The sequence below is a fragment of the Xanthobacter autotrophicus genome (assembly GCF_029991245.1).
Lineage (GTDB): Bacteria > Pseudomonadota > Alphaproteobacteria > Rhizobiales > Xanthobacteraceae > Xanthobacter > Xanthobacter autotrophicus_C.
The window spans coordinates 1-23,646 of the sequence record NZ_JAIVFO010000070.1 but is presented as its reverse complement, the minus strand read 5'-3'; the positions used below and the strand labels follow the sequence as shown (position 1 = coordinate 23,646).

At 68.2% G+C, this 23,646-nt stretch carries 25 protein-coding genes; 15 read left to right on the top strand and 10 right to left on the bottom strand.

Annotation, left to right across the window (positions count from 1 at the left end; all coding sequences use genetic code 11):
* Nucleotides 1–181 precede the first annotated feature (181 nt).
* On the bottom strand, nucleotides 182–2,494 hold the full coding sequence (locus K9U41_RS13220) for a lytic transglycosylase domain-containing protein (RefSeq protein WP_282641303.1): 2,313 nt from the start codon (nucleotides 2,492–2,494) through the stop codon (nucleotides 182–184).
* Nucleotides 2,495–2,984: 490 nt separating this feature from the next.
* Here K9U41_RS13220 and dapA point away from each other — a divergent pair, with 490 nt between their 5' ends.
* Genes dapA through K9U41_RS13190 form a run of 6 tightly spaced genes read left to right on the top strand, consistent with a single transcriptional unit; the run spans nucleotide 2,985 to nucleotide 5,973 of the window.
* Complete coding sequence (dapA, locus tag K9U41_RS13215) at nucleotides 2,985–3,884, top strand: 4-hydroxy-tetrahydrodipicolinate synthase (RefSeq protein WP_432715790.1); 900 nt, start codon at nucleotides 2,985–2,987, stop codon at nucleotides 3,882–3,884.
* Nucleotides 3,885–3,908: 24 nt separating this feature from the next.
* Nucleotides 3,909–4,166: a hypothetical protein gene (locus tag K9U41_RS13210; RefSeq protein WP_282641302.1), complete on the top strand. Its 258-nt coding sequence runs from the start codon at nucleotides 3,909–3,911 to the stop codon at nucleotides 4,164–4,166.
* On the top strand, nucleotides 4,163–4,444 hold the full coding sequence (locus K9U41_RS13205; RefSeq protein WP_282641301.1) for a type II toxin-antitoxin system RelE/ParE family toxin: 282 nt from the start codon (nucleotides 4,163–4,165) through the stop codon (nucleotides 4,442–4,444). The genes K9U41_RS13210 and K9U41_RS13205 overlap by 4 nt, the downstream gene beginning before the upstream one ends.
* Nucleotides 4,445–4,489: 45 nt before the next feature.
* Nucleotides 4,490–4,966: an SsrA-binding protein SmpB gene (gene smpB, locus K9U41_RS13200; RefSeq protein WP_282641300.1), complete on the top strand. Its 477-nt coding sequence runs from the start codon at nucleotides 4,490–4,492 to the stop codon at nucleotides 4,964–4,966.
* A gap of 30 nt (nucleotides 4,967–4,996) precedes the next feature.
* Nucleotides 4,997–5,401 (top strand): VOC family protein, encoded by a 405-nt coding sequence (locus K9U41_RS13195; RefSeq protein ID WP_282641299.1) that lies wholly within the window; start codon nucleotides 4,997–4,999, stop codon nucleotides 5,399–5,401.
* Nucleotides 5,398–5,973 (top strand): peroxiredoxin, encoded by a 576-nt coding sequence (locus K9U41_RS13190; protein WP_282641298.1) that lies wholly within the window; start codon nucleotides 5,398–5,400, stop codon nucleotides 5,971–5,973. The genes K9U41_RS13195 and K9U41_RS13190 overlap by 4 nt, the downstream gene beginning before the upstream one ends.
* Before the next feature lie 6 nt (nucleotides 5,974–5,979).
* Here K9U41_RS13190 and K9U41_RS13185 read toward each other — a convergent pair whose 3' ends face one another.
* Nucleotides 5,980–6,711 (bottom strand): uracil-DNA glycosylase, encoded by a 732-nt coding sequence (locus tag K9U41_RS13185; RefSeq protein ID WP_432715789.1) that lies wholly within the window; start codon nucleotides 6,709–6,711, stop codon nucleotides 5,980–5,982.
* A gap of 16 nt (nucleotides 6,712–6,727) precedes the next feature.
* Complete coding sequence (locus K9U41_RS13180; RefSeq protein WP_138397644.1) at nucleotides 6,728–7,339, bottom strand: NYN domain-containing protein; 612 nt, start codon at nucleotides 7,337–7,339, stop codon at nucleotides 6,728–6,730.
* A gap of 206 nt (nucleotides 7,340–7,545) precedes the next feature.
* On the opposite strand from K9U41_RS13180, the gene rpoZ reads away from it, so the two are divergent.
* The 3 genes from rpoZ to K9U41_RS13165 all read left to right on the top strand — a co-directional run bounded on the left by rpoZ (nucleotide 7,546) and on the right by K9U41_RS13165 (nucleotide 9,789).
* Nucleotides 7,546–7,935, top strand: a complete 390-nt coding sequence (gene rpoZ, locus K9U41_RS13175) for a DNA-directed RNA polymerase subunit omega (protein ID WP_282641297.1) — start codon at nucleotides 7,546–7,548, stop codon at nucleotides 7,933–7,935.
* A 554-nt stretch (nucleotides 7,936–8,489) separates the two neighbouring features.
* Nucleotides 8,490–8,837 (top strand): hypothetical protein, encoded by a 348-nt coding sequence (locus tag K9U41_RS13170; protein ID WP_282641296.1) that lies wholly within the window; start codon nucleotides 8,490–8,492, stop codon nucleotides 8,835–8,837.
* Nucleotides 8,838–8,847: 10 nt separating this feature from the next.
* Complete coding sequence (locus K9U41_RS13165) at nucleotides 8,848–9,789, top strand: AEC family transporter (protein WP_282641295.1); 942 nt, start codon at nucleotides 8,848–8,850, stop codon at nucleotides 9,787–9,789.
* Here the strand turns inward: K9U41_RS13165 and gluQRS are convergent.
* Nucleotides 9,768–10,715 carry a tRNA glutamyl-Q(34) synthetase GluQRS gene (gluQRS, locus tag K9U41_RS13160; protein ID WP_282641294.1) on the bottom strand — a complete coding sequence of 316 codons (948 nt, stop codon included), beginning with the start codon at nucleotides 10,713–10,715 and terminating at the stop codon, nucleotides 9,768–9,770. The two genes, K9U41_RS13165 and gluQRS, sit on opposite strands and share 22 nt — an antisense overlap.
* A 135-nt stretch (nucleotides 10,716–10,850) precedes the next feature.
* Between gluQRS and K9U41_RS13155 the strand changes: the two genes are divergently transcribed.
* The 3 genes from K9U41_RS13155 to K9U41_RS13145 all read left to right on the top strand — a co-directional run bounded on the left by K9U41_RS13155 (nucleotide 10,851) and on the right by K9U41_RS13145 (nucleotide 12,951).
* Nucleotides 10,851–11,501, top strand: coding sequence for a DNA-3-methyladenine glycosylase family protein (locus K9U41_RS13155; protein ID WP_282641293.1), 651 nt, complete (start codon nucleotides 10,851–10,853; stop codon nucleotides 11,499–11,501).
* Between the two features lie 24 nt (nucleotides 11,502–11,525).
* The gene (locus K9U41_RS13150) at nucleotides 11,526–12,242 is read left to right on the top strand and encodes an alpha/beta hydrolase (RefSeq protein WP_282641292.1); all 717 of its coding nucleotides are present in this window, start codon (nucleotides 11,526–11,528) and stop codon (nucleotides 12,240–12,242) included.
* A 151-nt stretch (nucleotides 12,243–12,393) separates the two neighbouring features.
* Entirely contained in the window at nucleotides 12,394–12,951 is a 558-nt protein-coding gene (locus K9U41_RS13145) for an HNH endonuclease (RefSeq protein WP_282641291.1), read from the top strand.
* Nucleotides 12,952–12,972: 21 nt separating this feature from the next.
* Here K9U41_RS13145 and K9U41_RS13140 read toward each other — a convergent pair whose 3' ends face one another.
* On the bottom strand, nucleotides 12,973–13,461 hold the full coding sequence (locus tag K9U41_RS13140) for a disulfide bond formation protein B (RefSeq protein ID WP_282641290.1): 489 nt from the start codon (nucleotides 13,459–13,461) through the stop codon (nucleotides 12,973–12,975).
* A 305-nt stretch (nucleotides 13,462–13,766) separates the two neighbouring features.
* On the opposite strand from K9U41_RS13140, the gene irrA reads away from it, so the two are divergent.
* Nucleotides 13,767–14,300 (top strand): iron response transcriptional regulator IrrA, encoded by a 534-nt coding sequence (gene irrA, locus K9U41_RS13135; protein WP_282641305.1) that lies wholly within the window; start codon nucleotides 13,767–13,769, stop codon nucleotides 14,298–14,300.
* Nucleotides 14,301–14,514: 214 nt separating this feature from the next.
* Here the strand turns inward: irrA and K9U41_RS13130 are convergent, their stop codons facing one another.
* Together K9U41_RS13130 and murI are read right to left on the bottom strand one after the other, a co-directional pair.
* Entirely contained in the window at nucleotides 14,515–15,765 is a 1,251-nt protein-coding gene (locus K9U41_RS13130) for a lytic murein transglycosylase (protein WP_282641288.1), read from the bottom strand.
* A 19-nt stretch (nucleotides 15,766–15,784) separates the two neighbouring features.
* On the bottom strand, nucleotides 15,785–16,675 hold the full coding sequence (murI, locus tag K9U41_RS13125; protein WP_282641304.1) for a glutamate racemase: 891 nt from the start codon (nucleotides 16,673–16,675) through the stop codon (nucleotides 15,785–15,787).
* 235 nt (nucleotides 16,676–16,910) lie between these two features.
* Here murI and purB point away from each other — a divergent pair, with 235 nt between their 5' ends.
* A complete protein-coding gene (purB, locus tag K9U41_RS13120; RefSeq protein WP_282641287.1) occupies nucleotides 16,911–18,218 on the top strand; it encodes an adenylosuccinate lyase in 1,308 nt (435 codons plus the stop codon).
* A gap of 66 nt (nucleotides 18,219–18,284) precedes the next feature.
* Here the strand turns inward: purB and K9U41_RS13115 are convergent, their stop codons facing one another.
* The 3 genes from K9U41_RS13115 to acnA all read right to left on the bottom strand — a co-directional run bounded on the left by K9U41_RS13115 (nucleotide 18,285) and on the right by acnA (nucleotide 22,808).
* Nucleotides 18,285–18,656: a DUF2794 domain-containing protein gene (locus K9U41_RS13115; RefSeq protein WP_282641286.1), complete on the bottom strand. Its 372-nt coding sequence runs from the start codon at nucleotides 18,654–18,656 to the stop codon at nucleotides 18,285–18,287.
* Nucleotides 18,657–19,105: 449 nt separating this feature from the next.
* Nucleotides 19,106–19,840: a DUF1223 domain-containing protein gene (locus K9U41_RS13110; RefSeq protein ID WP_282641284.1), complete on the bottom strand. Its 735-nt coding sequence runs from the start codon at nucleotides 19,838–19,840 to the stop codon at nucleotides 19,106–19,108.
* Between the two features lie 271 nt (nucleotides 19,841–20,111).
* The gene (acnA, locus tag K9U41_RS13105; protein ID WP_282641283.1) at nucleotides 20,112–22,808 is read right to left on the bottom strand and encodes an aconitate hydratase AcnA; all 2,697 of its coding nucleotides are present in this window, start codon (nucleotides 22,806–22,808) and stop codon (nucleotides 20,112–20,114) included.
* A 19-nt stretch (nucleotides 22,809–22,827) separates the two neighbouring features.
* On the opposite strand from acnA, the gene ccmA reads away from it, so the two are divergent.
* Nucleotides 22,828–23,604 (top strand): heme ABC exporter ATP-binding protein CcmA, encoded by a 777-nt coding sequence (gene ccmA / locus K9U41_RS13100; RefSeq protein ID WP_432715788.1) that lies wholly within the window; start codon nucleotides 22,828–22,830, stop codon nucleotides 23,602–23,604.
* Nucleotides 23,605–23,646 lie beyond the last annotated feature (42 nt).

Sequence of the window (23,646 nt, the reverse complement as noted above, 5' to 3'; positions counted from 1 at the left end):
CTCCCCAGCCCTCCCCCGCACGCGGGAGAGGGGGCGTATCGCATTAGGGGGTGAGGGCTGCGTCATCGCGCGCCACGGGTGAACCCTCCCCCGTACGCGGGAGAGGGGCGGCAAGCGGGAGAAGCTCCGGCTTTCCGAACGGAAGCGCCAAGCCTTCGCTGCCGGCGAGCCGCCCCCTCCCTCAGCGGCCGCCGCGCAGGTCGGCTTCCATCTGCAGCTTGGTGGGGATGTTGAAGCGCACCTTGTAGACTTGGTAGTTCTCCATAACCCGCTGCACATAGTTGCGGGTCTCTGAGAAGGGGATGGATTCCACCCAGTCCACCACGTCCACGTCCGGGTCGCGCGGGTCGCCGTAGCGCTGGATCCACTTGGCCACGCTGCCGCGCCCGGCATTGTAGGCGGCGAACACCAGCACGTAGTTGCCGCCGTAATTCTGCACCAGCTCGCCCAGCTCGGCGGCGCCGAACTGCACATTGTAGGACTGGTCGCTCATGAGGCGGGATTCGCTGTAGGGCACCCCGGTTTTCTTGGTGACCTCGCGGCCGGCCTCGGGGGTCACCTGCATGAAGCCCATGGCCTTGGCGCCGGACACGATGCGCGGGTTGAACTGGCTTTCCTGCCGCGCCACCGCATAGATCGCCGCCTTGTCCACCGGGTTGCCGATGGGGGTGTAGCTGGGCAGGCCGAAGGTGGGGAAGGCTTCCGCCTCCAGGGGATGGCCTTCCGCAAGGCCCTCCTTGCCCACCACCAGGGCGCCGCGGGCATCGCCGTTGGCCTCGGCGAGGTCGGCCAGCATGGCGAGCTGGGCCGGGTCCTCCATGCGCCAGGCGAGGTCGTAATAGATGGTCAGGGGAATGTCGCGCTCGCCGATGGCGTAGAGCAGGCGCACCGCCTTCACCGGCTCCAGCCGCGCGAAGGTGCTGCGGCTGTCGAACGAGGCCGAGGGCGCGCGCAGCACCACCGGCGCCATGCCCAGCTTGGTGCGCGAGAGCTGGCCGTAATAGGTGGCCGGGAAGCGCGCCGCCGCCTGCAAGCGTTCGCGGGCGCGACCGCCGTCGCCCATGGCCTCCGCCGCCTGCGCCTGCCAGTAATAGGCCCGCGACAGGGTAATGGGGTGCTTCTGGTCGTCGTCGATCTTGGCGAAATGCTGGGCAGCGGTGCGCGGGTCCTTCAGGAAGCGCAAAGCGATCCAGCCGGCGGTGAAGTGCTGCTCGGCGCGGTAATTGTCGGCCTTGGGCGGCACGCCGGTGGCGGCCACCTTGTAGGCGGTCTGGAAATCACCCGCTTCCAGCAGCTCGCGGGCGACGAGGCGCCGCTCGATCCACCATTCGTCCGGATCGGCCCGGACCTGGTCGGAGGTGGCGCCGGCCAGGAGCGCGCGCGCGGCGTCCTGCGGCTTGTCGGCCCGGCGGGCGAGCTGGGACTTGGCGAACAGATAGGCGGGATCGCTCGACAAAGAGAATGGCACCAGGGCGAGCAGCTTCTCGCCGTTCGCGTCCTTCTTGGCGATGGCCATGCGCGCCTTGGTGAGGGCGACGATGTCGGAGCCGGCGCGGGCGGCGGCGCGCAGGGCGCGGTCCGGGTCCGGCTTGTAGCTGAAGCGGTCGGCCCGCAGCTTGTGGTCGGTGCGGGTGAGGATGCCGGAGAACTCGTCGATGATCTTTGATTCGAACAGCTCGTTCAGCTCGTCCTCGCGCCAGGCCTCGCGCACCCAGTCGGCCGCGTCCGAGCGGTTGCCGGCGGCGACGAGGTAGCGGGCGAGCGCGATCTTGCCCTCGCCCGAGAGCGGCGGCTGCTCGGCGAAGAAGTCGCGTGCCTTGGCCGGGTCGCGGTTCTCCTGGAACAGCACCCGCTCGGCGCGGCGGCGCAGGGTGTTCTGGGTTGGCCAGCCGGGCTTGTCCTTCAGGAACTGGTTGATGGCGTCGAAGCCGAGGTCGTTGGGGGCGTGGCGGATGACCAGCCAGGTCACCAGCGTGCGCGCCGCCGGATCATCGAGCTGCTGGGCGGCGCCCATGGCCTCTGCGGCCCGCCCGTTCTTGGCGGCGGTCACCGCCACTTTCAGCGCGGCAAGGTCGCCGCCGGCGATGTTGGACGAGGCGCCGAGCGTCGGCGCCGCCTGGGGCGCTGCGACCGGGGCGCGGGCGGTGGCCGGCTTGCCCGAGGGCTTGGACGCGATAGGCTTGGACGCGGCGGGCTTGGCTGGCGCGGGCTTGGCCGCATCCTTCTGGGCCTTGCCGGACTTGATGTCCGCCGACGCCTTGGCATTGCTGGCCGGCTTGGCGCTGGCGGCCTTGGTATCCTTCGCCTTGCTGTCCTGAGCCTTGCTATCTTGGGCCTTGGCGTCCTTCGGCTTGCTCTCCTGGGCCTTGCTGTCCTGGGCCTTGGCATCCTTGGCCTTGGCGTCTTTGGCGGCAGCCGGCTTGGCCGTCGGCGTGGTCTCCGCGAGAGCCGGCATCGCCCCGCTCCACGCGAGGGCGAGCGCAAGCGCGCTCACGGAAATCAAGCTCGAAACAGGCGACATGCAATGTCCTCGCGGCGCGTTCGGGTCGTTTGATGTGATCTTGCGGCTCCCCCTCGCCCATGTTCCGCCAGCCGTGTTGACGAAACCCTAACCAGATTGATCGCGCAAACAGGGCGAAAACGCGGCTCATGACCCCGCATCGGTTGCAAGGGCCGCAATCCCTCACCGGGGTGCCGCCCCGTCCCCCTGAATGGCACGGCGGCGCCCGCACAAGGCGCTTGCGCCGGTCTCCGGCCGCTGATGTGCGCCCGGACAGGTGGTGTCGATGCTTGCCCTCTTTCCGGCCGGCCGGCAAAAGGCTAAGGGTCAAGGCCCGCACCCGCCGCTCACCCGAGCCGGCGTGGCACCGGGATGTTCGCGCACGCGCTGAATGTTCGCGCGCATGTCCTCGACCAATCACAAACCCCGCGAGGCTGTCCCTCACCTGCCAGCCGATAAGCCCCAGGAACCCAAGGCGTTCGCCATGTCGCCCATTTCGTCTGCGTCGCGCTTCCGCGGCTCGTTTACCGCCCTCGTCACCCCGTTCCGCGACGGCGCGCTGGATGAAAAGGCGTTCCGCGCCTTCGTGGACTGGCAGATCGCCGAAGGCACCCACGGCCTCGTGCCGGTCGGCACCACCGGCGAGAGCCCGACCCTCTCCCACGAGGAGCACAATCGCGTGGTCGAATGGGCAGTCCAGCAGTCCGCCGGCCGGGTGCCGGTGATGGCGGGCGCCGGCTCCAACAACACGGCGGAGGCGGTGGCCCTCGCCCGGCACGCCGAGAAGGTGGGCGCGGACGCCCTGCTGGTGGTGACGCCCTATTACAACAAGCCCACCCAGGAAGGCCTCTACCAGCACTTCCGGGCCATCGCCAACGCGGTGGAGGTGCCGATCTTCATCTACAACATCCCGAGCCGCTCGGTGATCGACATGTCGGTGGAGACCATGGCGCGGCTGTTCGAGATCAAGAACATCGCCGGCGTGAAGGATGCCACCGCCAACCTTGCCCGCGTGTCGCTGCAGCGGCAGGTGCTGGGGGCGGACTTCATCCAGCTCTCGGGCGAGGATGCCACCGCGCTGGGCTTCAACGCCCATGGCGGGCAGGGCTGCATCTCGGTGGCGTCCAACGTCGCCCCGCGCCTGTGCTCGGACTTCCAGCTCGCCTGCCTCGCCGGCGACTACAAGGCGGCGCTGGCGATCCAGGACATCCTGATGCCGCTGCATACGGCGCTGTTCGTGGAGACCAATCCGGCGCCCACCAAGTACGCCCTCTCGCTGCTCGGCAAGATGAGCGAGGAGGCGCGGCTGCCCATGGTGCCGGTCTCCGAGACCACCCGCGCCGTGGTGCGCAGCGCCATGGTGCATGCCGGCCTCATCAACTGAGCGCGGGTCTGCTATCCTTCGTCCATGACCAAGCTGCTGGACCAGGCCATCGCCGAGATCCGCAAGCTCTCCGACGCGGAACAGGACCGCGCCGCCGAGCTGCTGCTGGGCCTCGTCCATCGGGACGAGGCGGGTGGCGGTGAGGGTGGGGAGGCGGATTACCAGCTGACGCCGGAGCAGGTGGCGCGCATTGAGGACACCATGCGCCGCATCGAGGACGGCACCATGACGTTCGTGAGCGAGGAGGAGATGGGCGCCGTCTGGGCGCGCTTCGGCCTGTGAAGCTGCGCTACGCCGCGCCGGCGCAGCGTCATCTCGAGGAGATTTTCGCTTACATCGCCAGCGACAATCCCGCCGCCGCGCGGCGCGTGATGGCCGACCTTCGGGCCGCCGCCACGCTTCTCAAGGCGGCCCCGCACTCGGGTTGGCCGGGCTCCGCGGCCGGCACCCGTGAATGGGTGGTGAGGCGCCGCCCCCATGTCGTCGTCTACCGGATCGAGGCTGAGGACGAGATGCTGACCATCCCCGGTATCTTCCACACCGCCCGCCTGCGCCCCTGACCCATCCCGCTTGCCTGAGCGGTGCGCCGAGACCACATTCCCACCATGAGCAGCAAGAAGACCGACGCCCCGCGCAAGATCGCCGCCGACAACCGGCGCGCGCGGTTCGATTTCGAGATTGGCGAGACTTTCGAGGCCGGTGTCATGCTCACCGGCACCGAGGTGAAGAGCCTGCGCACCGGCAAGGCCACCATCGGCGAGAGCTATGCCGCCCAGAAGGCCGGGGAGATGTGGCTCTACAACGCCTACATTCCCGAATATCTGGAGGCCAACCGCTTCAACCATGAGACCCGCCGCCCCCGCAAGCTGCTGCTGCACAAGCGCCAGATCGCCAAGCTCGGCCACGCGGTGGAGCGCGAAGGCATGACCGTGGTGGCGCTGAAGATCTATTTCAACGACCGAGGCCGCGCCAAGGTGGAACTGGCCCTGGCCAAGGGCAAGAAGGCCCACGACAAGCGCGAGGCCTCCAAGGAACGCGACTGGGCGCGCGACAAGGCGCGCCTCATGCGCGACCGCGGCTGATCGGGCGGGGAGGGGACAAAGGGAGGGGACATGGCCGGCAAGATCGCGTTCGACCACTGCGTCGTCCATGTGAGCGACTTCACGCGCTCCAACGCCTTCTATGCGGCCGTGCTGGGGGCACAGGTGGTGCCGGTGGGCGCGGGTTTCGCCTATCGCTTCGGCGACCGCCAGCTCAACCTGCACGGGCCGGGAGTGGACCCGGTGCCGGTGGCGCGGCTGCCGGTCCAGCCCGGCAACAGCGACCTGTGCTTCCGCTGGGACGGCCCCATCACTGATGCGGCCGCGCACCTGTCCGCCCACGGCATCACGCCGGAGCTGGGCCCGGTGCCGCGCTTCGGCGCGCTGGGGCGGGGCACCAGCCTCTATTTCCGCGATCCCGACGGGTCGCTGCTGGAATTCATCTCCTATGACGACGCGCAAGGGGAGCCGACATGACCACCTATGACAGCCTGCCGGACGGACTGCCCGCGCCACAGGACGACGGCCACGCCGCCCACCTGCCGGGGCTGGAACTGCCCATCATCGAGCTTCCGGCCACGGACGGGCGGATGATCGATCTCTCCGCCCTGTCGGGCCTTGCCGTGGTTTATGCCTATCCCCGCACGGGCGTTCCCGGCGCGCCTTTGCCCACGGGCTGGGACGAGATCCCCGGGGCGCGGGGCTGCACCCCGCAATCGTGCGCCTTCCGCGACCATTTCGCGGACCTGAAGGCGGCGGGGGCGGAGCATGTGTTCGGCCTCTCGCTGCAGGATACGGCCTATCAGCAGGAGGTGGCGGAGCGGCTGCACCTGCCGTTCCCGCTCCTCTCCGACCACCGGCATGAATTGACCCATGCCATCCGCCTGCCCACCTTCACGGTGGAGGGCGCGATGCTGCTGAAGCGCATCACCCTCATCATCGAGGACGGGGCCATCTCCCACGTCTTCTATCCGGTGTTCCCGCCCGACAGGAACGCCGCCGACGTGCTGGCGCATCTGCATGGCAAGCGCGCGCCGGATCAGGCGTAGGTCGGCTCAGGCCGCGTCGAGATAGGCCCGCACGGAGGCGAAGACGGCGCGGAACATGTCCGGGGTCAGCACCCGCGTATTGGTGTTGTAGCGCGAGCAATGGTAGCTCGCGAACAGCCGCACCGGGCCCATGGTGCCGTCCGCGATGGTATCCATGGCGCCGTGGCCGAATTTGAGCCGCGAGGCCTTCTGCCCCAGCGCCGCCAGCGTCGAATCGTGGGCGATCTTGCCCAGCGTCACGATGGCGGACAGGCGCGGCATGGCGGCCATGGGCGCGGACAAAAAGGGCCGGCAGGTGCGGATTTCCTCCGGCGTGGGCTTGTTCTGCGGCGGCACGCAGCGCACCGCGTTCACGATGCGGGCATCGACGAGGGCGAGGCCGTCGCCCGGATGGGCGGCATAGGAGCCGGTGGCGAAGCCGTATTCGATCAGCGTCGCGTAGAGCAGGTCGCCGGCAAAATCGCCGGTGAAGGGGCGCCCGGTGCGGTTCGCCCCGCGTAGGCCGGGGGCGAGGCCGACGATGAGCAGGCGCGCATCTTCCGGCCCGAAGGCGGGCACGGGAGCGTTGTGCCAGCCGGGTTCGGCCACCCGCCACGCGTGGCGGAAATCGGCGAGGCGCGGGCACAGGGGACAGTCGGCCCCCGGCTCGACGGGAGCCATGACCGGGCGCGCCGCCCGCGCGGGTGCTTGGGCGGGTGCCTGGGCGGCGGAGGCCCGGGCAACGGAAACCTTGGCCATGCTCGGTTTCCGAGGCTCAGGTTTCGCCGGGGTCGCTGGCGGTGGCGGCGGCGCCGCGGCGCTCCAGGAAGCGGGGCGTCTCCGACATGCGGCCCTGCCGCTCGGAGGGGTCGCGCCCGATCTTGGGCTGCAGGTCCACGAGGTCGATGAAAACATCCGCCTGGCGCCGCAGGTCGTCGGCGATCAGCGGCGGCTGGGTGGAGATGGTGGACACCACCGACACGCGCACGCCCTTGCGCTGCAGCGCCTCCACCAGCGAACGGAAGTCACCGTCGCCGGAGAACAGGACGATATGGTCCACGTGCTCGGCCAGCTCCATGGCGTCCACGGCGATCTCGATGTCCATGTTGCCGCGCACGCGCCGGCGACCCTGGGAATCGGTGAATTCGCGGGCAAGCTTTGTGACGACTGCGTAGCCGTTGTAGTCAAGCCAGTCGAGCAGCGGGCGGATCGAGGAATATTCCTGATCCTCGATCAGTGTCGTGTAATAGAACGCCCGCAACAGATACCCACGGCTCTGGAATTCCTTCAGGAGCCGCTTGTAGTCAATGTCGAAGCCGAGCGCTTTGGTAGCTGAATATAGATTGGCGCCATCTATCAGAAGAGCGATCTTTTCCAGGCCCTGCATACAAAGGTCCGCCGATGGAATGGGATGGTCGTAACGGGGAACGGCTGTAAACCACGTCCTACGTTCGCCTTTCTCCGACGAAGGCCGGCCCAAAGCAAGCGAAAAAGGCAGGGCGGGCTTGCCCATCATGGTGAATTGCTGTAGTGACCCGCTCTTCCCAAGGCCGATAGTTGCGCGCCTTATGCGCATGAGGGAGTGACGAGCCCATGGCCCGTGTCACGGTTGAAGATTGCATCGACAAGGTGGACAACCGGTTCGAGCTGGTCCTGCTCGCCGCCCACCGGGCGCGCATGATCTCGTCCGGCGCCCAGATCACCGTTGATCGCGACAACGACAAGAACCCCGTGGTCGCGCTGCGCGAGATCGCCGACGAGAATGTCAGCCCCGAGGATCTGAAGGAAGACCTCATCCACTCGCTGCAGAAATACACCGAGGTGGACGAGCCCGAGCCCGAGACCGTGCCCCTCATCGCGTCCGGCGTTGGTTCGGGTGGCGACGACGGCGACGTCATGCTCGACCGCATGACCGAGGAAGAGCTGCTCGCCGGCCTCCAGGGCCTCGTGCCGCCGGAGCACACCGACGACGACGAAGGCTGATCGTCCGGGCTGATCAAATCCCGCGCGCTCGCGTGCGGCTTTGATGACGGTAGCGCCATCCACGGCCGGGCCAGTCCCGGCCGTTTCGTTTTTGGCGTGCTGATGGACCGGCGAACAGGGCAATTGCTCGACCGGGCACGATGGAACCCTCTCCCGCCCGAACTCGGCTGTTGCCGAGTTCGCTTCCTTTAAGCCGAAGCCGGAAACATCCGGATTCGGCGCGGGGAGGGAGCAGCAGTGCTTCATTCAAACCGATTTAACGGACCCGTTGACGGGTTTGCAGCCTGGTCCTATGGTTCATCCCATGCATTGTTCCGGATACGAGATGCCGGGTTTCCGCCCGGCCCTGCGGCGAATTCCACGCCCGGTCGACACGGTCGGCCGGGTAATCTGACGCGTCGTCCGGGACGCTGACTTTAAAGGCCGCCGCTGCTGAGGCAGTGGAGCCGCCGATGAAGCCCCCAGATCCGGCACGGCGCGATGACCGCAGGGGCCGCATGGCCCTTCTCGCATCGCTTGCGGCCGAAAGGCCCGTCTTCGTTCCGGATCGTCTCATGCCCCGCTCCCTGTCCCTGCCCACCGTCGTCGCCGACGGCGCGGACCTCCATCGCCTCCTGGTGGAGGCCGAACCTGAAACCAACCTGCTGCTGCGCCTGCTGGAACCGTTCGTGATCCACGACGTGCTGCCGTCCCGCGTGGATTGTGCCGCCTCGGGCGGGGTCCTCGCGGTGGAGATCGTGTTCGCCGCGTCCTCCGATCTTGCGCAACGGCTCCATGGCCGGCTGTCGGTGATCGTGGGCGTGCGCGATGCGGCGCTGGCGCCGGCCGGCGGTGCCCGGAGCGCGAATGCTCCGGATCATCGCCCATCAGGGCATGGCACGGCGGCCCACCGCGCGGCCTGACGGATCACCCATGCTGAGCACCCTTTCCGACATCGCCGTCATCGTTCTTCCGGTCTTCGGCATGGTGGCGGTGGGCTACTTTGCTGCCAAGGTGAAGCTGGTCAGCGAGCGGGCCAGCGACGGGCTGGCGGAGTTCGTCTTCAGCCTGGCGGTGCCGGCGCTCATCTTCAAGACGCTGAGCGAATCCAGCCTCCCGGAGGCCCAGCCCTGGGGCTACTGGATCTCCTATTTCGCCGGCGCCTTCTTCGCCTTCGGCCTCGCCCTGCTGGCGGCGCGCAAGCTGTTCGGCCGCAGCCCGCAGGAGGCGGTGATCCATGGCTTCGCGGCGGGGCAGGCCAACACCGTGTTCGTGGGCGTGCCGCTCATCCTGAAGGCCTATGGGCCGGAGGGGGCGGTGCCGCTGTTCCTGCTCATCGCCATCCACCTGCCGGTGATGCTGGTGGCCGCCACCGTGCTGATGGAAGGCAGCGCCGGCTTCTCCCGCGCCACGGCCATGAAGCTGGTGAAGGCGCTGGCGCTCAACCCCATCCTCATCGGCATCTATGCCGGGGCGCTCGGCCGCGTCCTCGGCATCCAGGCCACCGGCATCCCCAAGCAGATGGTGGACCTGATCGCCGCCGCCGCCACGCCCTGCGCCCTCATCTCGCTCGGCCTGTCGCTGAAGCGCTACGGCATGTCGGGCGGCGATCTGGCGCCGTCCGCGCTCATCAGCGGGCTGAAGCTGCTGGTGCATCCGGCGGCGGTCTATGGGCTCACCTTCCTGTTCCCCATGCCCGCCGTGTGGGCCGGGGTGGCGGTGCTGTTCGCCGCCATGCCATCGGGCATCAACGGCTATCTGCTGGCCCAGCGCTACGGCATCGGGGTCGGGGCCTCCACCAGCGCCGTATCCATGTCCACCGGGCTTGCGGTCTTCACCGTGGCCCTCTGGCTCTACGTGCTCGGGGTCGGATAGGCCGGCTCATCCCTGGTGCCGGCGGCCAGTTCCAGCCGCCGCAATACGTCCTGCGGCGTGGCGCCGGCGGCGCGCAGCGCGGCCAGGCTGGTGGCGGAATTGCTCTTGGAGAGCTTGTAGCCGCTCTCGTCCAGCACCAGCCGGTGGTGATGATAGGCCGGGGTCGGCAGGCCCAGCAGGCGCTGCAGCAGCACGTGCACCGAGGTGGCGTGGTAGAGGTCCATGCCGCGGATGACGTGGGTGATGCCCTGCGCGGCGTCGTCCACCACCACCGAGAGATGATAGGAGGTGGGCACGTCCTTGCGCGCGAGCACCACGTCGCCCCAGCGGGCGGCATCGGCCTCCACCGCCTTGCGCGGCCCCTCGGGAACGCCCTGCGCCTCCTCCCATTGGAGCGGCTCACCCGCCATCTCCCGCACCGCCGCGATGGACGCCGCCATGTCGAGCCGCACCACGAACGGCGCGCCCCGATCCCTGAGCGTGGCCCGCGCCACATCGCTCATGGCCGAGCGGGGGAAGGGGACCAGAGGCGCCCCGTCCGGATCGCGCGGGGCGGGGCGGCCGGTGGCGCTTTCCAGGCCGATCACCGCGCGGGCGATGTCGGCGCGGCTCTCGAAGGCGGGATAGACCAGCCCCAGGGCTTCGAGCCGGGCGATGGCCGCCGCATAATCGGCGAAATGCGCCGACTGCCGGCGCACCGGTGCATCGGGGAAGATGCCCAGCCACGCGAGGTCGTCGAGGATGCCGCGCGCGTATTCCGGGCGACATCGGGTGGTGTCGATATCCTCCAGGCGCACCAGGAAGATGCCGCCCATGCGCCGTGCCGCCTCCACGTTCACCAGCGCCGAGAAGGCGTGGCCCAGATGCAGCCGGCCGTTGGGGCTGGGCGCGAAGCGGCAGGTGAAGGGCGAAGCGGGGAGGGCCATGGCGCTAGGATTAGAGCGTTTTCGAGCGAAGTGGATACCGGTTCACACGAAGAAAACGGGTGGACACAGGATTCTGGAGCGAGTGCCGTGAGCTGATGGGAACGCGACGGCTCTGGCGCGACCGCGGAGATGATGATGACGGAACCGCTTTTGACCGACCAGACCGTCTTCGACAGGGCGCTGGACGATCTCCTCACCCTCGACCCGCGTCTGGTGCCGCTGGTGGAACTGGCGGGCCGGCCGACCCTGCGCCGGCGCCCGCCGGGCTTTGCCGGGCTCGCGGCGGTGGTGGTGGCGCAGCAGCTTTCGGTGGCTTCGGCCCGCGCCATCCATGGCCGGCTGGAAGCGACCCTCGGCGGCGCGCCGAGCGTGGAGGCCATGCTGGCGGCGACCCCGGAGGCCCTGCGCGCTGCCGGCCTCTCTGCCCCCAAGATCCGCACCCTCACCGGCATCGCCCGGGCGCTGGCGGAGGGGGCGGTGGACCTCGACGCCGTGGCCCGCATGGCGGCGGACGCCGCCGCCGAGACCCTCACGCGCCTGCCCGGCATCGGGCTGTGGACCGCCGACATCTACCTGTTGTTCTGCCTCGGCCGGGCGGATGCCTTTCCCCACGGCGACCTCGCCCTGCAGGTGGCGCTGGGCGAGGCCTTCGACCTGCCGGGACGGGCCACGCCCAACGGGCTGCGGGCGGTGGCGGAAGACTGGCGGCCGCTGCGCGGCGTGGCGGCGCACCTGCTGTGGGCGTATTATGGCGCGCGGCGGGTCCGGCAGGGCGCGCCGGCCTGACCATTGCCCTATTGGTATTGCGACATGACCTTTCCTGGCGGCTCCTTCCCCCTCGACGGCGTTTCCCTCGACGATCCTGTCCTCGACGGCCCGCGCCTGCGCCCGCGCAACGGCGGTGCGCCGGATTGCCTCGTGGTGCTGCTGCACGGCTATGGCGCCGACGGCCGCGACCTCATCGACATCGGCAATGCCTGGGCGGATCTCTTGCCCGGCGCCCTGTTCGTCTCGCCCCACGCGCCCGATCCCTGCGAGGGGGCGCCGGTGGGCCGCCAGTGGTTTCCGCTCACCTTCCGCGATCCCCACGAACTGACCCGGGGAGCGGAGGGGGCCGCCCCCCTGCTGCGGGACTTCCTGGCCGAGGAGCTGGCCAAATACGACCTGCCGCCCGAGCGCCTCGCCTTGGTGGGCTTCAGCCAGGGGGCGATGATGGCGCTGAAGCTTGGTACCACGGCGCAGGTGGCCCCGGCAGCGGTGGTGGCCTATTCCGGCATGTGGGTGGACGCCACGTCCGGGCGCGGCGACATGGAGCTGCCCAGCCGTCCGCCGATCCTGATGGTGCACGGCAGCGAGGACGAGGTGATTCCCGCCTCGGCCCTGTTCGCCTCGGCGCGGGGGCTGGCGGCGGCGGGCGTGCCGGTGGAATGGCACCTGAGCCAGGGCCTCGGCCATGGCATCGACGATGAGGGGCTGTTCCACGGCGGGCAGTTCCTCGCCGAGTTCCTGGGCAAGGCACGCCGCTAGAGCGGCCCCGGTGAGTCGTCCGGCCCTATCCAACAGCACCGGAGTGTGGTTCGGCGGCGGCTTCACAAGGATGACACGGAGCATATAGAGTATCGCCCGCGCATCGGGGTCGTCAGCGACGATTCGGCTGCGCAGACGAGGAGTTCGGTCCTTGACCACTGCTTTGTCACCAGGTGCCTGGCCAGCGCTCGTGCTCAACGCGGACTATCGTCCGTTGAGCTACTACCCGCTGTCGGTCTGGAGTTGGCAGGATGCCATCAAGGCGGTCTTCCTCGATCGCGTGAATATCGTCGAATATTACGACAAGGCGGTGCGAAGTCCGGGGTTCGAGATCCGCCTGCCGAGCGTGGTGTCACTCCGCACCTTCGTGAAGCCCACGCGACAACCGGCCTTCACCCGCTTCAACGTCTTCCTGCGTGACCGCTTCTCCTGCCAATATTGCGGCTCGCGCGACGACCTCACCTTCGATCACCTCATCCCACGCTCCCGGGGCGGGCAGACCACCTGGGAAAATGTCGTCGCCGCCTGCTCCCCCTGCAACCTGCGCAAAGGGAGCCATATGCCGGGCGACCTGGGCATGTGGCCGGCGCAGATGCCGTTCCAGCCGTCCGTGCACGACCTGCACCAGAACGGCCGCCACTTCCCGCCCAATTATCTCCACGAAAGCTGGATGGACTATCTCTACTGGGATACCGAACTGGATCCCTGAGCCCCGTGTGACATCCCTGCGTCAGGCTTTGCGACCGGTTGTCGCGCCACCAAAGGCCACCACGGCCAGTCCCGCCGCGATCAGCGCATTCCATCCTGCCATGGAAATCCCGAGCAGCCGCCACGCCGCCTCGTCGCAGCGGGGCACCCGCGCGCCCTTCAGGGCGGACAGCACGTTGCCCGTCATCACCGGTGCTCCGGTACAGGCCGTGGGGCCGCTCCAGAACTGCCACTCGACTCCGGCGTGGAAGATGGCAAGGCCCATATTGCCCACCATGGCGAGGCCGATGACGCCGAGCAGCGCCCGCGCCAGCGTGATCCGGCCGCTGCGCGCGGCGGCGAATGCCAGCAGTCCCAACGGGATCGCGGCGTAATAGGGCAGCCGTTGGTCGAGGCAGAGCGGGCAGGGGGCAAGGCCCACCACAAGCTGGAAATACCAGGCCGCCGCCAAGGCGAGGGCCGATCCGGTCACCAGCAGCAAGGCCGCCGTTTCGTCGAGACGCTGGAGCAAGGCGAGTGTCCTGAAAGGGGCCGACGGACCCCGGCGGGAGCGCGATAGACCCGCCGCGCGCCCCTGTCCATGACCCGGAGCGGGGATGACGCGCAAGTGAGCCGGCACGAGGTCGCGCCCCGCCGAAAGCCCCCGGAGGTGGCCTGCCACCTTGGAACTTTTCTCACTCAGGGGTACCTGTATGGCGCTGCGGTGCAATATCGGGTATAAAGTTGCTAGTCGTCTTCGGAGGCATTCGCATTGCGTTTCTCCTGCGACGGCATATTTTGGTCATAGCTACACAGATTGCAGCCGAAATGAACGAGATGATCCGCTCCCGCTCCCCATTCGGTCCCCCGTTTGCGCAGGCCGATGCGCAGGACGAGCCGGTTCTTCCCGTCGCCCAGCTCCGCGACATCAACACCACGCGCCGGACCGGATGCCCGTTCCACGACGTGCGCGAGATGCTCAAGGACGTGGGCCTGCGCCCCACCCGCCAGCGCCTCGCCCTCGGCTGGCTGCTGTTCGCCAAGGGCGATCGGCACGTGACCGCGGAAATCCTGCACGAGGAAGCCATCAAGGCGCGCTTCCCGGTGTCGCTCGCCACGGTCTACAACACCTTGCACCAGTTCACGGAATCGAGCCTCCTGCGGGAGGTGGCGGTGGACGGCTCCAAGACCTATTTCGACACCAACGCCTCGGACCACCACCATTTCTTCCTCGAGGGTCAGAACGACCTGTTGGATATCCCGGCGCGCGATGTGAGGGTGGAACTCATCCCCGAGCCGCCGGAGGGCTATGAGGTGGCGCGCGTGGACGTGGTGGTGCGCCTGCGCCGCAAGAGCACGGCGCGCGGCTGAAAGCGGTCGCGGCCGAGCGGTCGCCTCGCCTTGAGGATGCAATGCCCCGGCTGGTCCGGGGCATTTTTGTTGGCGGATGGGGATCGGGACTCACGCTGCGCGCCGACGCGCCGGCCCCGTTCATCGGCGGCTTCCCAAAGGGCGCACCCCAATGGCGCCTCAAGGAGCCGGCCTGCTCCAGTTAAACCCGTTTCAGGCGTTCGCTGAATTCGCTCTACCGCCCTTGCCGGAGCGCGGTCAGCACGGCGATGGAGGCGTAGCCATCCGCCGGAGTGATGCCGGCCTTCTGCTGGAAGGCACGCACCGCCCGCATGGTATCGGCGCCCACCCGTCCATCGGCGCCGCCGGTGTCGAAGCCGGCCGCGGTGAGGCGCTGCTGCACCTCCTGCAGTTCCGCCAGGGTCAGCGCCCGCTCGCCGCCGGGCCAGGAGGCCACGAACGGCCCCTCGCCCATGATTCGGTCACCCAGATGCACCACGGCGAGGGCGTAGTTGGACGAGGGGTTGTAGGACCGCACCGCATAAAAGTTGTGGAGCAGCAGCAGTGCCGGCCCTCCGGCCCCGCCCGGCAGCCACAGGCGCGCCGGCTCGTCATAGCCGGTAAGCGACTGGCCCTCCACTGTCACCAGACCCAGCTCTCCCCATTGGGCGAGGGGCCGGCGGGTCTTGTTGTCCGCAAGGTCGGTGTTGAAGCCGGCCGGCAGCTTCGCCTCGAAGCCCCAGGGCTCGTCGCGGCGATATTTTCCGCGTTTCACCAGATAGTTGGCGGTTCCGGCGAGGGCATCGTCCGGCTTGCCGAAGGGTGAGATGCGGCCGTCGCCGTCGAAATCCACTCCCATGTTGAGCCAGACCTCGGGCATCCACTGGGTGTGGCCCATGGCGCCGGCCCACGATCCCCTCATTTCCTGCGGGGTGCCCCAGCCGCGCTCCACGATGACGAGGGCATTGAGCAGCTCCGTTTCCCAGTATTTGCGCCGGCGTGCATCGCCCCAGGCCAGGGCCGCGAGGGAGGGGAAGATGGGGGTCATGTGCTTGGGATTATCGAGCACGTCGCCGAAGGCGCTCTCCATGCCCCAATAGCCGAGCATCACCCGGCGATCGACGCCGAATGCCTTCTCAATGCGCTCGAACAGGCCGGCATACTGGTGCGCGCGCTGCTTGCCGGTGGCGATGCGCCAGTCGGAGACGCGGCGATTGATGTATTGCCAGCTCTGCTCGGTGAACTCGGCCTGGTTGCGGTCCTGCGCATAGACGGCGGTGTCGGGCTTCAGGCCGTTGAAGACGCGGTTGTAGGTGGCATCGGAGACGCCGCGCGCCCGGGCCCGCGCCCGGAAGGTCTCCACCCAGCGCGGGAACGGCTGCGCCGCCTGCTGGGCCAGCGCGGGGGCCGCCGCGAGCAGTCCGGCCCCGGCCAGGGAGCCAGCAAGGCCGAAGGTGAAGGCGCGGCGGTGGATGGCGAGGGTCATTCGGTCTCCAGACGGGAAATCAACTGGTGCCGCGCGGCGGGCCGGACGGGTCCAGCACCTGCGGCGGGGCCACGGGACGGCCGACGATGGTCGCAATGCGCTCCGCCTCCAGCGGTCGCAGGGTGGAGACCAGCCGCACCGGAGGCCGATCCGCGTTCGCGGTCTGCGCCGCCGCCGGCGTCGCCGCGATGCCGATGAGCTGGGTGACGCGCCGGGCGATGGCCGGGGCGGGGTCGATCCATGTCACCGGCCACGGCGCAAGGCGGGTCAGCCGGTCGAGAATGAGCGGATAATGGGTGCAGGCGAGCACCACCGTGTCGGTGCGCCGGCCGCCGGCGTTGACGAAGCAGGGCGCGATCTCGTCGGCGATGTCCGCTTCGTCCACAAGATCACCGGCCATGGCGGCCTCGGCCAGACCCGCGAGCCGGTCGCTGGGCACCAGGGCCACGTCGCAGCCGGAGGCGAACTCGCGCACCAGCGCGGCGGTATAATCGCGCCGCACCGTACCGGGGGTGGCCAGCACGCTCACGCGCCTGGTGCGGGAGGCGAGGCAGGCGGGCTTGATGGCCGGCACGGTGCCGATGAAGGGCACGGTGTGGCGCGCCCGCAGCGACGGCAAGGCCAGGGTGGAGGCGGTATTGCAGGCGATGACCACGAGGTCGGGCTTCACCTCGCCGATCAGCCGATCCATGACGTGGCCGACGCGGTTGACCAGCGTCTCGTCGGGGAGGGCGCCATAGGGGAAGGCGGCATCGTCGGCGGCATAGACGAAGTGCGCGTCCGGCCGCACGCGGGCGACCTCGCGGAACACGGACAGGCCACCCAGCCCCGAATCGAACACCAGGATGGTGGGTGCGCGATCCGCCAGCTCCGAGGCCAGCACGCGGGGAAGCGGAGCAAGGGAGGTCACGTCGGGGCTCTCGGCGGCAGGTGAGACGATGGGCAAACGCTTATCCTCAACGGCGCAGGCGAGATTGTGACGCCGCCCCCGTAAAGGAAGGATGAGCGGGCCGCCGAAACCGGGGGACGCACCACCGCACGGGCCAGGTGAGCCCCACGTTCAGCTCCCATGCTCGCGCCGCGCTACCCGGCGCCGCGCCTTTCTGCTAAAGCGCTCGCCTGCATAATATGACGAGCACCCGCACATGATCCCGCGTTACAGCCGGCCGGAAATGGCCGCCATCTGGTCCCCCGAAGCCCGTTTCCGCATCTGGTTCGAGATCGAGGCCCATGCCGCCGATGCCATGGCGGACCTCGGCATCGTGCCGAAGGAGGCCGCGGCCAAGATCTGGGAGCTGGGCGGCAAGGCCGAGTTCAACGTGGAACGCATCGACGCCATCGAGCGGGACGTGAAGCACGACGTCATCGCCTTCCTCACCCACCTCGCCGAATTCGTGGGGCCGGAAGCGCGCTTCGTGCACCAGGGCATGACCTCGTCCGACGTGCTGGATACCTGCCTTGCGGTACAGTTGGCCCGCGCCAGCGACCTGCTGATTGCCGACGTGGACGGGCTGCTGAAGGTGCTGGAGCGCCGGGCGTTCGAGTTCAAGCTGACCCCCACCGTGGGCCGTTCCCACGGCATCCATGCCGAGCCCACCACCTTCGGCGTGAAGCTCGCCATCGCCGCCGCCGAATTCCAGCGCGCCCGCGCCCGGCTGGTGGCCGCCCGTGCCGAGGTCGCCACCTGCGCCATTTCCGGGGCGGTGGGCACGTTTGCCCATATCGATCCGGCGGTGGAAGCCCATGTGGCGGCAAAGCTCGGGCTGAGCGTGGAGACCGTCTCCACCCAGGTGATCCCGCGTGACCGGCACGCCATGTTCTTCGCGGTGCTGGGGGTGGTCGCCTCCTCGGTGGAACGGCTCGCCACCGAGGTGCGCCATCTCCAGCGCACCGAGGTGCTGGAGGCGGAGGAGTATTTCTCCCCCGAGCAGAAGGGCTCCTCGGCCATGCCCCACAAGCGCAACCCGGTGCTCACCGAGAACCTCACCGGCCTTGCCCGCATGGTGCGCGCCTATGCCCTGCCGGCCATGGAGAACGTGGCTCTGTGGCACGAGCGGGACATCTCCCACTCCTCCGTGGAGCGCATGATCGGCCCCGACGCCACGGTGACGCTGGACTTCGCCTTGGCGCGGCTCACCGGCGTCATGGACAAGCTGGTGGTGCACACCGACAACATGCAGAAGAACATGGACAAGCTGGGCGGGCTCATCCACTCCCAGCGGGTGCTGCTGGCGCTGACCCAGAAGGGCGCGAGCCGCGAGGACAGCTATCGCCTTGTGCAGCGCAACGCCATGCGGGTGTGGCGCGGGGAGGGCGATTTCCGCACCTTCCTCCTCGCCGACGATGACGTGCGCAAGTATCTCTCGGAAGACGACATCAACGAGAAGTTCGATCTCGGCTACCACCTGAAGAATGTGGACACCATCTTCACGCGGGTGTTCGGCCGGGCCTGAAGCGGGGCGGCGCCTGAACGCAAAATGGCCGGGGCTTCCCCGGCTATTTTCGTTTGACCGTCCGGATCAGATCCCGCGCAACGGCTTCTCCAGCACGGCGAGGACCCGCGGCAGTTCATGGCCGCGCTTCAGGATGTGGCCGGTTTGGGAGATCACTGCATACATGCCCTGGCGCCGGGCCAGGCGCGGGTCTTTCTCGATGCGGTAGAGGGGCATGTCCATGGCGCGGCGGTAGACGGCGAACACCGCCTTGTCGCGCGTGAAGTCGATGGCGTAGTCGCGCCATTCGCCCTGTGCCACCATGCGCCCGTAAAGGTCGAGGATGCGGTCGAGTTCCCGCCGGTCGAAGGTGATCTTCAACGGTACCGGGGATGAGGCCGCGGGCTGGACCGAAACGGCGCCGCGGCGCGACAGGATTATGGGTTCAGCGTCTCCCATCGGGCCTCCTGTGTCGCGGCCTCAACCGGATGCCCGATCCGCCGGTGCGCGCTCCACAAGACGCGCCAATGGCGGGCGAGACGGTGCAGGCCCATGTTGCTGGCCATGATCACCCCCGGCGTGGCGCCTTTCAAGGCCAATTGGTAGCCGACTGTCGCTTTTGGCGAAGAGGTAATTTAGTACAGATCACGGCAACGTCACTGAAATCACAGTCTCGCCGAAATTCGGCCAATCGCGCGCCGCGCCCCGGCGTGATCTTCAATCGCGTAGCAGGGCCGGTTCGCGAAGCGCTCCGGTATCCCAGCCCCCCAGCCCCCCGGGGTGCGCGCGGACCGGCCACTGCTACGCACCGACATCAGACCCCCAATAGGCCGCCTTCCGGGCGGCCTTCTTTTTTGCGCAGGCGGTTGTGATGAGGCAGGCCCCGGCCCGCGGGCCAATGGGCGGGATCAGTCGCCGAGGGGCAGGAAGGCGGCGCCGATGATGGGGCCGGGCATATTCGGGCTGCCGGTCTGCACCAGCACCGCCACGGAATCCACGCCCTCCCGGCTGATGTCCTTGAGGGCCACGCGATAGCGCCGGGCATCGCCCTGCCAGATGGCGACCCGGATCCAGCCGCGCACCACGTTGGCATAGGTCACGTTGCGCCCGCCGTTCTCGCCGCGGCCGATGGCGACCGTCTGGTTGCGTATCACCGGGCACAGCCACAGGTCCGCGCCGCCGGCGGCGGCGTGGCTCTCGGGCAGGCTGATCTCGACGGCATCGCCATCGCGCGTCACCGTCACCGGCACCGTGAGGCCACCGGTGCTGCGCGCGGTGAACAAAGCGCGCTGCACCGCGGCGCGGTCGCTGCCCTTGGTCGACAGCGTGCCGTCCACCACCATCTGCGGGGTGAACACCTTCCGGTCCGGGCGCTGGTCGGCATAGGCCTTCTGGCGCAGGGAATGGCCATGCAGCGCCAGCGTGTCCTTCCAGCCCACATAGTCCCAATAGTCCACCGCCAGCGTGAGGGCGAGCACCTGCGGGTCCTTGGCGATCTCGGTGAGGAGGGCGTCGGCGGGCGGGCAGGAGGCGCAGCCCTGGCTGGTGAACAGCTCCACCACGGTCTTCGGCTGGCTCTGTCCCAGGGCCGGGCTGGCGGCGAGGGCGAGCAGAAGCGCGAGGGTGGTGCGAGCGAAGGTCATGGTGCGCAATAGGAGCTTTCGGCAAGGGGAACGGCTTCGGGAATAACCGAGGCGGGGGAGCGGCACCAGTCACAATGGGGTGCACGGCAGGCCGGAGAAACCTCCCGCAAGGGCAATGAAGGTGTGACCCGCAAGGGTAGCAAAATGGTACGCGCAGGGGCCGCATGATGGGCCCGCAATTGTGGGCCCGCACTCTGCACCCCACATGAAAAGGCCGGCCCGGAGGGGTCCGGGCCAGCCGTTGTTCGTCACCGGCGCAAGCCGGCGCAGATCAGGCCGCGAGCGAGCGCAGCACGTAGGGCAGGATGCCGCCGTTGCGGAAGTAGTCGAGCTCGTCCAGCGTATCGATACGGCAGATGAGGTCCACGTTCTTCACCGAACCGTCGGCAAACTTGATCTCGGCGGTCAGGGTCTGGCGGGGCTTGAGGTCGCCCTCGATGCCCTTGAGGGTGACGATCTCGTCACCCTTGATGCCGAGGGTCTGCCAGCTCTCGCCGTCCTTGAACACCAGCGGCACGATGCCCATGCCCACCAGGTTCGAGCGATGGATGCGCTCGAAGGACTGGGCCACCACGGCGCGGACGCCGAGCAGCTTGGTGCCCTTCGCCGCCCAGTCGCGGGACGAGCCGGTGCCGTATTCCTTGCCGGCGAACACCACCAGCGGCACGCCCTCGGAGCGATACAGCATGGCCGCGTCGTAGATCGGCAGCTGGGCGCCGTCCGGATAATGGATGGTCACGCCGCCTTCCACGCCCGGCACCATCTGGTTCTTGATGCGGATGTTGGCGAAGGTGCCGCGCATCATCACTTCATGGTTGCCGCGGCGGGTGCCGTACTGGTTGAAGTCCACCGGGCGCACCTGATGCTCGATCAGGTACTGGCCCGCCGGGGACGCCTGCTTGATGGAGCCGGCCGGCGAGATGTGGTCGGTGGTGATGGAGTCGAGGAACAGGCCCATGATGCGGGCATCGATGATGTCGGTGACCGGCACCGGATCCTTCGTCATGCCGACGAAGTAGGGCGGGTTCTGCACATAGGTGGAGGCATCCTGCCAGGCATAGGTCTGGCCGGTGGGAATGGCGATCTTCTGCCAGTTCTCGTCGCCCTTGAAGACGTCGGAATACTTTTCCTTGAACATCTTCTTGGTGACGTTCTCGCGGATGTACTGGGCCACTTCCTTGTTGGAAGGCCAGATGTCCTTGAGATAGACGGGATCGCCGTTCTTGTCGGTGCCGAGGGGCTCGGTGGTGAGGTCGATCTGCAGCGAGCCGGCCAGCGCGTAGGCCACCACCAGCGGCGGGGAGGCGAGGTAGTTCGCCTTCACGTCGGGGTTCACGCGGCCCTCGAAGTTGCGGTTGCCGGAGATGACGGCGCCGGCCACGAGGTCGTTCTTGTTGATGGCCTCGGAGATGGCTTCCGGCAGCGGGCCGGAATTGCCGATGCAGGTGGTGCAGCCGAAGCCCACCAGGTTGAAGCCGAGCTTGTCGAGGTCGTCCTGCAGGTCGGCGGCCTTCAGGTAGCCTTCGACCACCTGCGAGCCGGGCGCCAGCGAGGTCTTCACCCACGGCTTGGACTTCAGGCCCTTCTTCACCGCGGCCTTGGCGAGCAGGCCGGCGGCGATGAGCACCGAGGGGTTGGAGGTGTTGGTGCAGGAGGTGATGGCGGCGATCACCACGTCGCCATGGCCCACCGAATAGTCGGTACCGGCGACGGGCACGCGCTTGGCGGCCTCACCGGGCTTCTTGAACTCGCCTTCCAGCGCTGCGAGGAAGCCGGCCTTGCTCTCGGAGAGCAGCACGCGGTCCTGCGGGCGCTTGGGGCCGGCCATGGACGGCAGCACGGTGTCGAGGTCGAGTTCCAGCGTGTCGGTGAACACCGGGTCGGGGGTGTCCTTCTTGCGCCACATGCCCTGGGCCTTGGAGTATTTCTCCACCAGGTCGTAGCGGCTTTCCTTGCGGCCGGTCTCTTCCAGATAGTCGATGGTCTCGCGATCCACCGGGAAGAAGCCGCAGGTGGCGCCGTATTCCGGGGCCATGTTGGCGATGGTGGCGCGGTCGGCGAGCGACAGGTGCTCCAGGCCCGAGCCGTAGAACTCCACGAACTTGCCCACCACGCCCTTCTTGCGCAGCATCTGGGTAACGGTGAGCACGAGGTCGGTGGCGGTGATGCCTTCCTTCAGCTTGCCGGAAAGCTTGAAGCCGATCACCTCGGGGATGAGCATGGAGATGGGCTGGCCGAGCATGGCCGCCTCGGCCTCGATGCCGCCCACGCCCCAGCCCAGCACGCCCAGGCCATTGACCATGGTGGTGTGCGAATCGGTGCCCACCAGGGTGTCGGGATAGGCGACGGTGACCGTCTTGCCGTCCAGCTCTTCCTTGCGGGTCCACACGGTCTGCGCCAGGTATTCAAGGTTCACCTGGTGGCAGATGCCGGTGCCCGGGGGCACGACGCGGAAATTGTCGAACGCGCTCTGGCCCCACTTCAGGAAGCGGTAGCGCTCCTGGTTCTGCTTGTATTCCTCATCCACGTTCTTCTTCAGCGCGCTGTCGGTGCCGAAGAAGTTCACGATCACCGAGTGATCGATGACGAGGTCCACGGGGACCAGCGGGTTGATCTTGGCCGGGTCGCCGCCCAGCGCCACCATGGCGTCGCGCATGGCGGCGAGGTCCACCACCGCCGGGACGCCGGTGAAGTCCTGCATCAGCACGCGGGCGGGGCGGTAGGCGATTTCCTTTTCCGCCTTGCCGCGATTGTTCAGCCAGTCGGCCACGGCGAGCACGTCGTCCTTGGTGACGGAGCGGCCGTCCTCGAAGCGCAGCATGTTCTCCAGAAGAACCTTCATGGAGAACGGCAGGGCCGACACGCCCGGGAGCCCGTTCTTCTCCGCCAGCTCAAGGCTGTAATAGACGTATTCCTTGTCGTCTACCGTCAAGGTAGTCCGGGACTTGAAGCTGTCGAGAGAAGTCACGTGCGATAACTCCGGTTCGATGATCGACCGAGGTAGCGTCGCCGAAGATGGGGAAGCGGGCTTTCCCAACTTGGACGGCGCGGTTCGGGGGCTTTATAGAGCCATTTCAAAGCGCGGTCATGCGATAACAGCATCCAATGTGCAATGCACCATAAGCAGGGGGCGCGGGGCAATGGCGGTGTCGGCTCTGGTGGGTGAAAAGCTGGCCTGCCGCAGGGGCTTCAAACTTTTGTTCGAGCATCTGGACGTGACCGCCCGGGCCGGGCGCGCCCTGCTGGTGGTGGGCCCCAACGGGGCGGGCAAATCCTCCCTGCTGCGCATCCTCTCCGGTCTGCTCGGGGCGACGGAAGGCAAGGTGCGCCTCGCCGGTCCGGGCCTTGAGGCCGCCGATGCCGGGATGGGCGAGCACATTCACTATCTCGGCCACGAGGATGCGGTGAAGGGCGCGCTGACGGTGAGGGCCAATCTCGCCTTCTGGCGCACCGTGCTCGGGCCTTCCGGCCTTGCGGTCGAGGACGCCCTGGAGGAGGTGGGCCTCGGCGGCCTCGGCGGGCTGCGGGCGCAGGTGCTCTCCGCCGGGCAGAAGCGGCGTCTTGCCATCGCCCGCCTGCTGGTGTCGCGCCGGCCGGTGTGGGTCCTGGACGAGCCCACCACGGCGCTTGACGTGAAGGCGCAGGCGCGTTTCGCCTCCTTTGGCCGGGATCATCTGGCGGACGGCGGCATCCTGATCGCCGCCACCCACGCCCCGCTTGATCTCGGCGATGTGGACGAACTCAGGCTGGGGGGCGTGGGGTGATGGCGTGCGGTGCGGATCTGGAACTGCTGCGTGGGGGTGGTG